Consider the following 13452-nt stretch of genomic DNA (forward strand, 5'->3'; position numbering starts at 1 on the left):
GCAGTGTTCATGCGAAGGCGCTCAAGGGTATTCCGGATCCAGTTCGGAACCGGCGTAGTTCTCCAGCTCGGCCATCAGCTGGCCGATCGTTGCAGGGGTGCCGATCTGCTCGAGCACCGTGCAGTGCTTGCGATAGATGTCGATGCGCTCGGCGATCACGGCCTGGTGGGCGGGCGGGATACGCGCCATGAGCTCGGCCCAGCCCTGCTCGAAGTCGGGCCGGTGCTTGCGCAGCGCCTTCACGAAACGTTCGAATTCGCGCTGGCCGGTGCGCGCCGTGATGCGCGCGCCGCCTTCGGCCGCGAAGATGATCGCCATCGCGATCACGCCTTCGGCGTTCAGGTCGGGATCCTTGACCGCGCCTTCATAGTGGTTCTGGCGCAGCCATTCGGCGGCCTTGACGATGCTTTGCACCTGCTGGCGCTGCTGGACCTGGCCCAGGAAGCGCTCGTAGCCCGACCACGATTCGCCCGGGTCGGCGGTGCAGATATCGACGAACAGCTCTTTCAGGCGGCGCTGGGCGTACACGGGGTCGTTGTCGTACTCATTCACCAGGCTGTCCTCGGGCAGCGCGGCCAGCTCGCGGATCATGCGGAAACCCGTCTGGAAGGCGTGTTCGGCGCCCTCCCCGACCAGGATGTCGACGGCGTCCAGGTCGCCTTCGTCGACGCTCTGGATCAGGTGCTCCAGGCCCAGCGACACGCCGCCCACGGTCAGGAGCAGCGCGCGCCCGATCCCTTCGGCGGTGCGGTCGTTGGTGAACTTCCCGGCCACCATGGCGGTGATCGCGGACAGCTCGTCGGCCAGGATCGCCGCTTCTTCAGGCGTGGCTTCGCCCGGCAGCAGCCGGATCGCGCGCACCAGGCGCGGCGGTTGTTCGATGACAATGGCTGGCAGCATGGAACTGGCGGCTCCGCTCACGAGAAGATATCCGTGCCCATGCTGCGGCGCGGGCCGCGGGCCACGCGCGTACGCACCGACGGCACCTGCTTGCGCAGGCGCAGCAGCAGGTCGCGGGTCGAGCGCTGCATGAATTCGGACTCTTCGTCCGGATCGTCGGGCAGTTCGATCTCGGCCATCTCGGCGCTGTGGCGAAATTCCGGGAACAGCTCGAGCAGCGAACGCTCCCAGCCATCCTCGGTGGCCTTGGCCAGGTCGACCGCCAGCGGCACGATGTCGCTGTCGGCGCTGGTCTGGCCGCTCACGTAGCGCCCTTTAGACAGGATTTCGCCCGCCACTTCGAGGATTTCCTTCGGCGCCAGCGACCACAGGATGGCGAACACGGTCGCGCCATGGTCGGTGCTCGACGCCGCCTCGAGCAGCTCATTGCGGCGCTCTTCGTCGTCCTGGGCGTAGACCACGCCGTGCACGTGGTTGAACAGGTTCTCGGCGATGCGCTCGGGATCGTCCTCGATCAGGTTGTCGGGCCAGGTGGCAGCGATGAAGGCCAGGCTGTCGGCCCAGGCCTTGGGCGGCACCAGCATGGTCGCCAGCGAGGTCTTGGCGCCGTCGAAACCCGACAGGTGCAGCGCGGTCACTTGCGGCGGCAGTTCGGTCAGCACCTGGGCCACGGCGTAGTCGCCATGCTCGTCGGCGGCTTTCGAGAACAACTCTTCGGCGTGCTCGAGCGAGCCGGCCAGCACCAGTTCGCCGACCTGGCTGACCAGGGCCGGCAGGTTTGCCTTGCTATCATCGCTCATCGCGGTCTCCTTCGTCGAACAGGCCGGTGAAGTCGTCGGTGGCGGCGCTATCGTCGTCATCGTCGTCGCCATCGTCGTTGCGGCCAAGCTGCTCGAGCGACTGGTCTTCGTCGTCCCAGCGGTTCTGGTTCCTGAACAGGAAGGCGGTGATGATGGCCTGGCGCGCCAGTTCCGGGTAGTTGGCGGTCATGCCCTCGTACATCGCCTTGCCGTCGTCGCCCGCGCACTCGGCCATCGCGAACACGCGCGAGGGAATGCCGTCGGCATAGTCGGCCGCTTCGCGCATCAGGCCCTTCGGGTCCAGGAAGCGGATCTTGTCGACCAGGGCGAAGGCCATCATGTTGACGTCGTCGATGCCGCCGCCGTCGGCGTATTCGGCCACCAGCGCGCTCACCATCATGTCGTAGTTCTTGCGGTTGGGCGGGTCGCCCAGGGTGCCCTCGATCTGGCCTTCCAGTTCACGCGACTGGAAGGAGAATTCGGGATGTACGTTCTTCATGGTTATCCTGTAATGTGTCTTTGGCCGTCTTTGCCGGTCAGTGGGCGGGGAGGTTCACGCCATTGAGGGCGAACAGCGAACGCCACAGCTCGTAGGCCTCGGCATCGGCATCGAGCACGATGCGGTGGTTCACGCTCTGGTTGTATTGCTCGCGCTTGCTGCGGTCCGAAAGGATCTCGTAGGCCTTGGTGACGGCCTTGAAGCGCGCTTCGGCGCCCGGCGCCTGGTTACGATCGGGGTGGTAACGCATGGCCAGCGAGCGGTAGACTTTCTTGATCTCGTCATCGCTGGCGTTCGGCGCGACGCCGAGGATCGCATATAAATTTTCCAACTGAAACTCTCCCGGCTGCGGTCTACAACGGTAAAGGCGAGATTATCCTATAGAAAACGCCGGACGTGGCGCGAGCGGCGGCGAACACGGTGCGATGCGGGCAACCTCAGCCGCCTCCGGGTACGGTAAAATGCTTGCCAACTTACCCTCTCAGAACTATTTCATGAGCAACGACAAGAATACCCCGGCGCCGGGCAATGCACCGTCGTCGAATTTCGTCCGTGCGATCGTCGAATCCGACCTGGCCGCCGGCACCCATGCCCGCGACGGCCTGCCGCCGGTCATTACCCGCTTCCCGCCGGAGCCGAACGGCTACCTGCACATCGGCCACGCGAAGTCGATCTGCCTGAACTTCGGCCTGGCGCGCGACTACGCCGGCCTGTGCCACCTGCGCTTCGACGACACCAATCCCGAGAAGGAAGACCAGGAATACGTCGACACCATCATCGACAGCGTCAAGTGGCTCGGCTTCTCGTGGGAACGCGAAGGCCAGCAACACCTGTACTACGCCAGCGACTATTTCGAGCAGCTGTACACGATGGCCGAATACCTGATCGAAAAAGGCCATGCCTACGTCGACAGCCAGAGCGCCGAAGACATGGCGAAAAACCGCGGCAACTTCGGCACGCCGGGCACCAATTCGCCGTTCCGCAACCGTCCAGTCGAAGAATCGCTGCAGCTGTTGCGCGACATGCGCGCTGGCAAGTACAAGGACGGCGAGCACATCCTGCGCGCGAAGATGAGCGAGGACGCGATGGCGTCGCCGGTCATGACCAACCGCGACCCGGCCCTGTACCGCATCCGCCATGCGCACCACCACCGCACGGGCGATGCCTGGTGCATCTACCCGATGTACGACTACACGCACCCGATCTCGGATGCGATCGAGAACATCACCCACTCGCTGTGCACGCTGGAATTCCAGGACCACCGCCCGTTCTACGACTGGCTGGTCGCGACCCTGGCCGAAGGCGGTTTCTTTAGCAAGCCGGTGCCCCGCCAGTACGAATTCGCACGCCTGAACCTGACCTATGTCGTCACCTCCAAGCGTAAATTGCGTGCGCTGGTCGACGACGGCACCGTGACCGGCTGGGACGACCCGCGCATGCCGACCATCGTCGGCCTGCGCCGGCGCGGCTATACGCCGGAATCGATCCAGCTGTTCTGCGAGCGCATCGGCGTCTCGAAGGCCGACGGCTGGATCGACATGGGCACGCTCGAAGGCGCGCTGCGCGACGACCTGGACCCGAAGGCGCCGCGCGCGATCGCCGTGCTGCGTCCTTTGAAACTGATCGTCGATAATTTCCCTGAAGGCGAGTCGGTGGAATGCACGTCGCCGGTCCACCCGCACCATCCCGAGATGGGCAAGCGCACCTTCCCGTTCACGCGCGAATTGTGGATCGAGCAAGAGGACTTCATGGAAACCCCGACCAAGGGCTATTTCCGCTTCACCCCGCCCGTCGGCGACCAGCCCGGCAGCCGCGTGCGCCTGAAATATGGCTATGTGGTCGAGTGCACCGGCTACGACAAGGATGCCGGCGGCAAGGTGACCGCCGTGCACGTGAAGTACTTCGAGGATTCGAAGTCGGGCACGCCGGGCGCGGATAACTACAAGGTCAAGGGCAATATCACCTGGGTCAGCGCGGCGAGCGCGCTCGAAGCCGAGGTGCGGCTGTACGACCGCCTGTTCCTCGATCCGCAGCCGGATGCGGGCGGCAAGGACTTCAAGTCGGTGCTCAATCCGAACGCGCTCGAGACCATTACCGCCTACCTGGAACCGGGCCTGAAGGACGCCGTGGCCGACCAGCGCTTCCAGTTCGAGCGCCATGGTTATTTCGTGGCCGACCGCGTGGATTCGCAAGCAGGCAAGCCGGTGTTCAATCGCGTGACCACCTTGAAGGATAGCTGGGGCAAGTAACGCCTTGCTGCCCTGGATGAATCCCGCCCCGGCATTGCCGCGGCGGGATTTTTTGTTGGCGCTGTCCGCATGGCAAGCGGCTGGCCGTTCGACCTGCGTCATCGACACACGGACTGCGTGCCTGCGCTGCCTCATGCCTGCGTCCGCATCGCCCCGCGATCATGGAAGCCCGGATCTGCGCCGCCCATGAACACGGGCGCGCGCTTCCTCACTCTTCATACGGAGGCGAAAATGCAATCGAATGCACGTCACGCCGTGGGGCGTCTCGTCATGGGCCAGGTGCTGTGCGCAGTCGCGCTGGCCGGCACGGCGCTCGCAGGCCCATCCACCCAATCCGCCGAAGCGGCCACGGCGCACTACCCCGCACCGGGCAAGACCACTTATCGCGTGGTCAACCTCGCCCCAGGGGAATTCCTGAACGCCGTGATCAACGCCCGCGGCGAGGTGGCCTATAGCCTGGCCGATCCCTGGCCCGGCCCGGGCCCCGGCATCGGCCCCACCAGCAGCTGGTTCTATGATGGCGTCCGTTCCATCAATATCGGCCGCCAGGGCGTCTCGGGCTTTCTCACCATCGCCGACCTCAACAATGCTGGCCAGGTGCTGGGCTTCGGCGAGCTCAGCCCGGGCCGGTCCGGCGTTTCCATCTGGACCAAACGCCACGGCTACACCGAGCTGGGATTGCTGCCCACGACCGACCGCATCCTCGAGGCCCACATCAACAACCATGGCGTGGTCGCCGGCAGCGCCGCCGGGGGCGACAACGTCAATCTCGCCTTTCGCTGGAGCCGTACAAACGGCATGGAAGACCTTGGGGCCCTGGGCAATGGCGCGTACCGGATTGCCTACGCCAGGGGCATCAACGACGCCGGCGCCATCACGGGCGAATCCTGGGCCCTGGAATCCGACTACCACGGCTTCCTGTGGACACGTGCCACCGGCATGGTCGACATCCACACCAACGACAGCGACGATTCCTCGCCGGTCGGCATCAGTGCCAGGGGCCATGTGGCCGGCAATTATCACTACGACGGCCCCGACTGGCGCGGCTATGTCTGGACGCCGCGCGACGGCATGCGCGACCTGAATCCGGGCGGCGTCGAGACATCCGCGTGGGCAATGAGCGCCAGCGGTCAGGTCACGGGCTCGATCGGCAGCTTCGAAACCGGCCGTCGCGCCATGACCTGGACCCGCTCCGGCGGCCTGGTCGACCTCGGCACGCTGGGCGGCGACACCTCGGGCGCGAACCGCGCCAACAACCACGGCCAGGTGGTCGGCTACGCCGCGACCGCGGCCAACGGATTCCGCGCCTTCGCCTGGACCGCCAGGGACGGCATGGTCGACCTGAACACGCGCCTGCGACGCGCGCCACCGGGCCTGCGGCTCGAGAACGCAGTGGCGATCTCGGACAACGGGTCGATCGTGGCCACCTCGAACGCCGGCCTGGTGCTGCTCAAGCCGGAGCGCGGCGGCGCTTGCGGTTGCCCGCACACGGTCGGGCCGATCGCGGCCAGCGACATGGTCGCGCTGGGGGCGCCGCTCGCGGTCGCGGTCGGCGTCGCAGGCGACTCCCCGGCCGCGCCCTATCGCATCGACTGGGATTGGGGCGACGGCAGCACGGCCAGCAGCGCCAGCCTGGCGGCGGGCGGCGGCGAACGGCGCAGCGCCAGCCTGGCGGCGGGCGGCGGCGAACGGCGCAGCGCCGCCGTCCACAGCTACGCCACGCCCGGCATCCACACCGTCAGGGCGACGGTCGTCGACCGCGCGGGCAATCGCGTCGCCGTCAGCCGCAAGGTGGTCGCCTGGGCCCCGGGCCGCGGCATCGCGGCCGGCGCCGGCGCCTTCGCCTCGCGCTACGCGGGCGGCACACAGGTGACGGTGCACCCCGGCACGGCGCGCTTCAGCTTCGTGGCGCCGCTTGCGCAAGGCGCCGCCGCGGGGATCAAGCCCGCCCTCCACTTCGATGTGCCCGGCCTGAATTTCGTGGGCGCCGATATCGGCGGCGTCGTGCTCGAAGGCGGGGTTGGCCGCCTGGAGGGCAGCGGCGCGGTCAACGGCAAGGATGGCTACCGCTTCCGGCTGGCCGCGAGCGCATCGGATGCCAGGGGCGACCCGGGCCGCGTGGCGCTGAAGATCTGGCGCGTCGATCCGGCCACCCGGCAGGCCGTGACCGTGTACGACAATGGCGAGCCCGCGGGCAGGCCTGGCGTCCAGGACGTGGCTGCGCGTGGCGGCGAGGCCGGCAGCGCACTGGCGCAGGGCAACATCGCGCTGCACTGATCTATGGAAAGACGGCGTCGATTGCCGCCATAACGCATTCCGCTCCGGCATTGCCGCAGCGGGATTTTTTCGCTGCCCAGTCTGCTCCAGGGTGGTGGTTTCGACCTGCGTCATACGTGCGCCAGGTGCGCGCATGATCGTCCTCATGCCGCGCCAGGAAGCACACCCCGATCATGGATGTCGGACATGCGCTGCATGCGATGTAGCGACAAAGCGTTCACATCCTCAAGCGGAGGCACTATGCAAGCACGATTCCACACCGGCGCCGCCAGGCGCGCCGTCCACGGGATACGCCCCGGCCTGCTGTGCGCGCTGCTGCTGGCCGGCACCGCGCATGCCCAACAGCCGCCAGCCCACGAGACAGCCAGGAAGCCGCACGCCGGCAAGACCACCTACCGCGTCATCAATCTTGCCGCCGGCGACGCGACCTCGGCATCGATCAATGCCAGCGGCCAGGTCGCCTACTCGCTCACGCCCGACATCCTGTCGCTGCCCATCAACGCCTTCTTCTACGACGGCAGCACGTCCCGCAATGTCGGCAGCCTGGCCGCCCCGGGCGACTTCGCGCGCGCTACCGGCATCACGGCCGGCGGCCGGGTGGTGGGCGTCTCGCGCAACCCAATGGGCAATCTGCGCACCTTCATCTGGAACCGCTGGACCGGCATCGCCGACATCGGCACCCTGCCCGGCACCGACGACGCCATCGAACCCGTCGTCAACAGCTTGGGCGTGATCACCGGCATCGCCAATTCCGATACCGGCATCAATCGGGGCTTTCGCTGGAGCGCCCTCCTCGGCATGACCGACCTCGGCGTGCTGGCGCCGGGCCCCGCCGAAAGTTCCTACCCGCGGGCGATCAATGACGCCGGCACCATCGTCGGCGACTCGTGGGCACTCGCGAACGACTGGCATACCTTCCGCTGGACCTTCGGCAGCGGCATGGTCGACATCCACACCAACGGCAGCGAAGATTCGACGCCGGTCGGGGTGACCGCCAGCGGCAATGTGGCGGGCAATTATCACCTCGGCGGCGGCGTGTGGCGCAGCTACTTCTGGACCCCGATCACCGGCATGGTCGATATCGCACCGCCCGGCGTGCCTACCTGGATGACCGGCCTGACCGCGAACGGCCGCGCCACCGGCCAGGTCGGCGATCCCTTCATTCCCACCCACGCCATGACCTGGACCCAGGCCGGCGGGCTGGTCGACCTGGGCACCTTCGGCGGCGTCTATTCGTCGGCGTCAGGCGCCAACAACAAGGGCCAGGTGATCGGCGCCTCCCATGATGGCGTCCAGGCCCGCGCCTTCGTCTGGACCTCGGCAGAAGGCATGGTCGACCTGAACACCCGGCTGCGCCATGCGCCGCCAGGCCTGCACCTGGTCAACGCCATCGCCATCAACGATATCGGCCATATCGTGGCAGAATCGAACACCGGCCTGGTGCTGCTCAAGCCGGCCAGCAAGAAGCCCTGCGGCTGCCCGCACACTGTCGGCCCGATCGAGACCAGCCCGATGGTGGCGGTCGGCGCGCCGGTCGATGCAGCGGTGAGCGTCGCCGGCGACGGCCCCGCCGACTACCGTGTCAGTTGGACCTGGGGCGATGGCGCTACTGCCCGCAGCGCCGGCAAGGAGCGCGCCAGCGCCAGCCACAGCTACACCAGGCCGGGCATCCATACGGTGACGGCCACGGTGACCGACCGCGCCGGCAAGAGCGTGGAGGTCAGCCGCAAGGTCATCGCCTACACGCCCGGCAACGGTGGCGCGGCCGGTAGCGGCAGCTTTGTTTCGCCGCTGGCTGCCGGCCACGGAAGATTCAGACAGGCGGGGCTGGCGCGCTTCAACTTCATCGTGCCTGCCACCGGGCAGTCGCTGCAGTCGTCGGTCGCCTCGCCCCCGGCGCAGTCCGCGCTGCACTTCGAGGCGGGCGGCCTGAGCTTCGTCAGCAAGGATGTCCGGGCCCGGGGCGGGCGTGGCCACTTCGACGGCAGCGGCACGGTCAACGGCAAGGCCGGCTACCGCTTCGCCCTCACCGCCAAGGCGTCGAGCAGCGCCAGCAGCGAGCCGGGCCGCATGAAGCTCAGGATATGGCAAGTCGACCGGGCGACGGGCAAGAACGTCGTCGTCTACGACAATGGAGACGCCAGTGGCGGCGATGGCCGTGTGCGCGCCCCCCTGCCCGCGGCGAGCGGCGCCGGCGCCATCGCAGGCGACAGCGGCAGCGCCCTGGCCGAAGGCAGCATCGCCCTGGATTAGTCAGCCATCCGACCAACGCATGGACAAAGGTGACGCCACCCGCGCCACCCTTGTAACAAAGCGGTCATGCAAGAATGCAATCATGCCGGCCATCGTTCTGACCGGAGACTTGCATGACCCGCTTACGTTTCACTGGCGTCGCTTCCTGCGCTGCCGCACTTTCCCTGGCCCTGCTGGCCGGCTGCAGCCCCAGCGACCCATCCGATCCCGTCGCGACCACCCCGCCACCGGTGCAGACGCCGGATCCGGAGCCAGCCCCGGTCCCCACGCCAGTCGCCTTCATGAGCGATGTGCACTTCCAGAACGTGTACGGCGACTTCAAGAACAGCCAGTTCGCCGGCATCCCGACCAAGGACGGCAAGAACGCGACCATCCGCACGATGTATGCGCAACTGACTTCGACCCGCCTGTTCAACGAGAACTACTTCGCCTTCTTCGCAGCGCTGGACGACGCCTACGCCAAGGGCATCCGCGTGGTGGCCCTGCCGGGCGACTACACCGACGACGCCCAGCCGATGAACGTCGACGGCATCGCCGAGATCATGAAGGTCTACCAGGCCAAGGGCATGCGCTTCTTCCTGGCACCGGGCAACCACGATCCGGTCGAACCCTACGACGACAATGAAGCGGGCAAGAACGACTTCTTGACCAAGGAAGGCAAGGAACAGAAGATCTTCGCCACTGGCAACCCGGCCTGCATCGCCAAGGACCCGACCGTGATCTGCACCGACCAGATCATGGAACAAGGCACCGAACGCCTGATGACCAAGATGGCAGAGTTCGGCTTCATGCCGAACAAGGCCGACCTGCTGTGGGAAACCCCGTTCAGCAAGTACAGCGGCGGCAAATACACGTTCGAAGAAGCGTCGACCCAGGCCGCGGTGAAGAACCGCCAGTTCGAGATCTGCCTCGAGGGCTCGGGCGGCGCCTACAAGGCGGCCGGCGAAGCCAAGCTCGGCAAGGCCTTTACCAAGTGCACGCAAATGATCGACAGCACCTACCTGGTCGAACCGGTCAAGGGCCTGTGGCTGCTCTCGATCGACGCCAATGTGTTCGTCCCGAACGCGAAATTCGACCCGGCCAAGCCGCACGACTTCAAGGGCTACGACGGCGCCGGCAACGCTGGCTGGAACAAGGTGATCACGCACAAGATGTTCCTGATGGATTACATCAAGTCGGTCGCCGCCCGCGCCAAAGCCGAGGGCAAGCAGCTGATGGCCTTCTCGCACTACCCGACCATGGACTTCTACGCCAACCAGACCGGGGCCATGAAGGCCGTGTTCAAGTCGGGCGCCTTCCAGACCGCGCGCGTGCCTGACCAGACCGTCGCCAACGCAGTGGCCGCGACCGGCCTGCGCCTGCACGTCGGCGGCCACATGCACTTCAACGGCACCAACGACCACCAGGACGCCGGCGGCAACTACCTGGTCAATGTGCAGTCGCCGTCGCTGGCCGTGTATGGCGCGGCCTACAAGATCGTCACCTATAAAGACCAGGACACGATCGATGTCCAGACCATGCCATTGAACACGGTGCCGCGCTTTGCCGAACTGTTCCCGCACTACGTGGTCGAGAACGACTACCTGAAGGGTAGCTCGGTGCCGGGCGACGCCGCCAAGCGCTGGGACCGCGACATCCTCGAGACCCGCTCCTATGGCGAGTACACCCACCAGTACTTCGGCGAACTGTCGCGCCTGCGCTTCATGGACGAATACTGGCCATGCGAGATGAAGGAAGCGGCAATGGCGCTGGACGGCCAGCAGATGCTGATCCTGTCGCAGCTGCAGACGAGGGTGACGCTGGCCCAGTTGAAGGACGCGCCTGGCATCGTGCCCCTGACCGCCGCCTGCGCCGCACCGGGCACGGCCACCGGCACGCCCGCGCCAGCCTCGACCCTGGCCAGCGACTGGGCCGAGGCCACCGCGCGCGCCGACAAGCTGGCCACCGCCGCCGGCCTGCGCCTGAACGACTTCGCCGCCATCACGGCCTACGATTTCTACGGCGACTTCCACCGCACCGTGTACGCCGGCGAACTGGCCCTGCGCGACATGGGCCAGCAGCGCGTGAACCAGTACAAGCTGCTGATGGCGGCCTTCCCGGCCACCCCGGCGGCCATCGCCCGCGTGGGCGACAAGCCATCCGACCAGAACCCGGTTCACGTGCCGTTCCAGAACCAGTTCAAGCAGGTGTTCGCGATCCTCAAGGGCCTGGGCTCGGCCAAGCCGAGCGACCATTTCACGGTCGACCTGAAGGGCAAGAAGGTCAGCAACGCCAGCAATAATGGCCTGAGCTTCAACTAAACCAGCCTGCCGGTCGTCCTTCGACGTCGGCAAGCGCGCCGCGGCGCCCCGCTCCATCCGGAGCCGGGCGCCGTTGTCATGTGACGTCTTTTTACAAAACCTAGCAGACCTGCTAGCTCCGGCCACTGTTACTATTGCTTTAGCGTATTGACATTGGACGCGCCTGGTGCGACGTCGTGTTCTAGAGACCAACGCATGCCCCCAGACCGCCACCCCGGGATGTTCGCGCCGGCTACCCTGCTGACGGGCATAATGCTGTCGCTGACATTCGGCGCGGCCGGCTATTTCACCACGGCCGAGGCGATCGAGAGCGATGCCCACGCGCGCTTTCGCAGCATGGCGCGCGCCTCCCAGTACACGATCGACGCCCGCATCAAGAGCTATAGCGATGTGCTGCGCGGCGCGGCCGGCCTGTTCCGCGCCGCGCCCGATACCTCGGCCGACCAGTTCCGCCAGTATGTGCAGCAACTGGACATCAAGCGCAACTTCCCCGGCATCGAGGTCATCAATTACGCGCGCAACGTCCACGCCCCCGGCCTGCCGGCCCTGAACGAAGAACTGCGCGCACGCCTGGCGCGGCGCGGCGTGCACGACTACGAACCGCTGCTGGCCCATCCCGACCGCCATACCTATACGGTGCTGGTCTATATCGAGCCCCTGCTGCCGCATTCGCTCACCAAGCTGGGCATGGACCTGGAGGCGCGCGGCACCACCCGGCGCGTGCTGGCCAACGCGCGCGATACAGGCCTGCCCAGCGCCTCGGGCACCCGCATCGAGCTGTTTTCGGGTCCCAACCGCAGCGGCCTGGCGCTGCGCCTGCCGGTGTACCGCGCCGACTTGCCAACCGATTCGGTGGAGGGGCGGCGCCTGGCCTATATCGGCTCGGTCGGCATCGGTTTCGGCATCGCGCGCCTGGTGGGCGGGGTGCTCGACGAGTTCCCGATCAGGGGTGCGCGCCTGGTATTGACCGAGCTGACCGCGGTGCCGCCCGAGCCGGGCGAGGCGCCGCCCAGCGCCATCCTTTACGACAGCCTGGCCAGTCCCGAACGCCCCGCCCCGGCGGCGGCGCCCGACGACGGCAGCGGGTTCGCCGCCAGCCTGCCGATCGAATTCAACCAGCGCATGTGGCGCGCCGACTTCAGCATCCCGAAATCGGCGCTGTACACGCGCTTCGACATGTATTACCCGTGGCTGGCCGCGTTCGCCGCCGGCATCAGCACCGCCCTGCTCTACGCCCTGTTCCAGACCCTGGCCTCGTCGCGCCGCAATGCCCTGCGCATGGCCGAGGAAATGACGCGCGAGCTGCGCGCCAGCCAGGCCAAGCTGCAGGCCAGCCACGAGAAGCTGCGCCTGCTGGCCGCCCACGCCGAGCAGATCAAGGAGGGCGAGCGCAAGCGCATCGCGCGCGAGATCCACGATGACCTGGCGCAGAACCTGCTGGCGCTGAAGATCGAGGCCGAGTTCCTGGCCAACCGCACCCGCGGCGGCCACCGGCGCCTGCACGCGCGCGCCGACGCCACCGTGCGCCAGATCGACGTCACCATCCGCAGCGTGCGCCAGATCATCAACGACCTGCGACCGAACGTGCTGGACCTGGGCCTGTCGGCGGCGGTCGACTGGCAGGTGGCCGATTTCGCGCGCCGCACCGGCATCGAGTGCGAGCTGGTCGACGACGACGGCGAGCACCGCATCGACGACGGTTGCGCCACCGCCTTCTTCCGGATCCTGCAGGAGTCGCTCAACAACGTGGCGCGCCATGCACGCGCGACCAGGGTGCGGATCGCCTTGCAGCAGCAGGCCGACATGCTGACCATGACGATCCGCGACAACGGCGTCGGCATGCAGCCGGGCAGCCGCAACCGCCATGGCTCGTTCGGCCTGGTCGGGGTGGAGGAACGGGTCGGCATCCTGGGCGGCTCGTTCTCGATCAGCAGTGGCCTGGACGTCGGCACCACGGTGGTGGTGTCGATCCCGGTCACGCCCATGTACGGCAGCAGCGACATGGCGTTTCCGGGCCCGCTGGCAACGGTGCCGGTTGCGGCATGAGCCCGTGTCCTGTCATGACGCCGCGTTGCAAAAAAATCCGCCATTGCGGCCGAAGTTTGAGCAAGCTCAACAGTTGGACTGACGATTCGCACGACAATTTTTATCACTGTCATGGGTCAACACGAACC

At 66.8% G+C, this 13452-nt stretch carries 9 protein-coding genes; 5 read left to right on the plus strand and 4 right to left on the minus strand.

The window, feature by feature from the left end; genetic code table 11:
• Positions 1-21: 21 nt before the first annotated feature.
• The 4 genes from E8M83_RS19600 to E8M83_RS19615 are packed head-to-tail and all read right to left on the minus strand — an operon-like array spanning position 22 to position 2530.
• On the minus strand, positions 22-900 hold the full coding sequence (locus tag E8M83_RS19600; protein ID WP_137175028.1) for a hypothetical protein: 879 nt from the start codon (positions 898-900) through the stop codon (positions 22-24).
• A gap of 17 nt (positions 901-917) precedes the next feature.
• Positions 918-1700, minus strand: coding sequence for a hypothetical protein (locus tag E8M83_RS19605; RefSeq protein WP_137175029.1), 783 nt, complete (start codon positions 1698-1700; stop codon positions 918-920).
• Positions 1690-2199: a hypothetical protein gene (locus tag E8M83_RS19610; RefSeq protein ID WP_137175030.1), complete on the minus strand. Its 510-nt coding sequence runs from the start codon at positions 2197-2199 to the stop codon at positions 1690-1692. The genes E8M83_RS19605 and E8M83_RS19610 overlap by 11 nt, the downstream gene beginning before the upstream one ends.
• A gap of 37 nt (positions 2200-2236) precedes the next feature.
• A complete protein-coding gene (locus E8M83_RS19615; RefSeq protein ID WP_137175031.1) occupies positions 2237-2530 on the minus strand; it encodes a DnaJ domain-containing protein in 294 nt (97 codons plus the stop codon).
• A gap of 163 nt (positions 2531-2693) precedes the next feature.
• Between E8M83_RS19615 and E8M83_RS19620 the strand changes: the two genes are divergently transcribed.
• The 5 genes from E8M83_RS19620 (at position 2694) to E8M83_RS19640 (ending at position 13324) form a co-directional block, all read left to right on the plus strand.
• The gene (locus tag E8M83_RS19620; protein ID WP_137175032.1) at positions 2694-4448 is read left to right on the plus strand and encodes a glutamine--tRNA ligase/YqeY domain fusion protein; all 1755 of its coding nucleotides are present in this window, start codon (positions 2694-2696) and stop codon (positions 4446-4448) included.
• 231 nt (positions 4449-4679) lie between these two features.
• Positions 4680-6725: a PKD domain-containing protein gene (locus E8M83_RS19625; RefSeq protein ID WP_170976867.1), complete on the plus strand. Its 2046-nt coding sequence runs from the start codon at positions 4680-4682 to the stop codon at positions 6723-6725.
• 240 nt (positions 6726-6965) lie between these two features.
• Positions 6966-8978 carry a PKD domain-containing protein gene (locus E8M83_RS19630; protein ID WP_137175034.1) on the plus strand — a complete coding sequence of 671 codons (2013 nt, stop codon included), beginning with the start codon at positions 6966-6968 and terminating at the stop codon, positions 8976-8978.
• 113 nt (positions 8979-9091) lie between these two features.
• Positions 9092-11278, plus strand: a complete 2187-nt coding sequence (locus E8M83_RS19635) for a metallophosphoesterase (protein ID WP_137175035.1) — start codon at positions 9092-9094, stop codon at positions 11276-11278.
• 195 nt (positions 11279-11473) lie between these two features.
• On the plus strand, positions 11474-13324 hold the full coding sequence (locus E8M83_RS19640) for a CHASE domain-containing protein (protein ID WP_229491694.1): 1851 nt from the start codon (positions 11474-11476) through the stop codon (positions 13322-13324).
• The last annotated feature ends 128 nt before the right edge of the window (positions 13325-13452 follow it).

It is taken from the genome of Massilia sp. HP4 (assembly GCF_005222695.1).
Taxonomy (GTDB): domain Bacteria; phylum Pseudomonadota; class Gammaproteobacteria; order Burkholderiales; family Burkholderiaceae_D; genus Telluria.